This window comes from Pseudomonas paraglycinae (genome assembly GCF_021601625.1).
GTDB lineage: Bacteria > Pseudomonadota > Gammaproteobacteria > Pseudomonadales > Pseudomonadaceae > Aquipseudomonas > Aquipseudomonas paraglycinae.
Genome location: NZ_BQHR01000040.1, coordinates 1 through 791, shown reverse-complemented (window position 1 = coordinate 791; position 791 = coordinate 1). Strand labels below are relative to the sequence as shown.

Sequence of the window (791 nt, the reverse complement as noted above, 5' to 3'; positions counted from 1 at the left end):
CTGTGCGAAGAAGAAGGCATTCACTACCACTTCCAGCACAGCCAGAAAGGTCATCTGCTGGTGTTCGGCGATGACCAGACCGTGTTCCCGAATCTCGGCCAGCCGACGGCGTATGTGCAGGGCAGCGGCATGGTCGCCGAAGAACCGGTGATCAAAGGCTTCAAGCTGCGCCTGGAAACCCGCACCAGCCGCACCACCCGCCGCGACTACGACTTCGAAAAACCGCGCCTGCAAATGGAAGCGGCTTTTAAACCAGAGAGTAAGCCGGATGGCGAGAGCGCCGAACCGGATCTGGAAGACTACGACTACCCCGGCCGCTTCATCGACCGCGCCCGCGGCAAGTTCCTCAGCCAGCGCGCCCTCGAACGCCACCGCGCCGACTACCGTCAGGCCGAAGGTCGCGGCGACCAGACCAGACTGGTCAGCGGCCACTTCATGGAAATGTCCGACCACCCGCGCAGCGAGTGGAACGACCTGTGGCTGCTCACCGAAATTTTCCACGAAGGCAAACAGCCGCAAGTCCTCGAAGAATCGGTGACCAGCGACACCACCGACAACAAGGACGACTTCCACCAGGGCTACCGCAACCGCTTCCTCGCCACCCCGTGGGACGTGTTCTACCGTCCGGCCCTCGAACACCCGAAACCCCGCGTGCTCGGCAGCCAGACCGCGATGGTCACCGGCCCCAAAGGCGAAGAAATCCACTGCGACCAATACGGCCGCATCAAGGTGCAATTCCACTGGGACCGCGAAGGCCAGGCCGACGACAAGACCAGCTGCTGGCTGCGCGT

1 protein-coding gene is annotated in these 791 nt (G+C 62.8%); it reads left to right on the top strand.

Going from position 1 to position 791, the window contains the following annotated elements:
- Nucleotides 1-791 (top strand): type VI secretion system tip protein TssI/VgrG (tssI, locus tag L6D82_RS28440; RefSeq protein WP_236192153.1); only part of this gene is annotated, 791 nt, incomplete at both ends.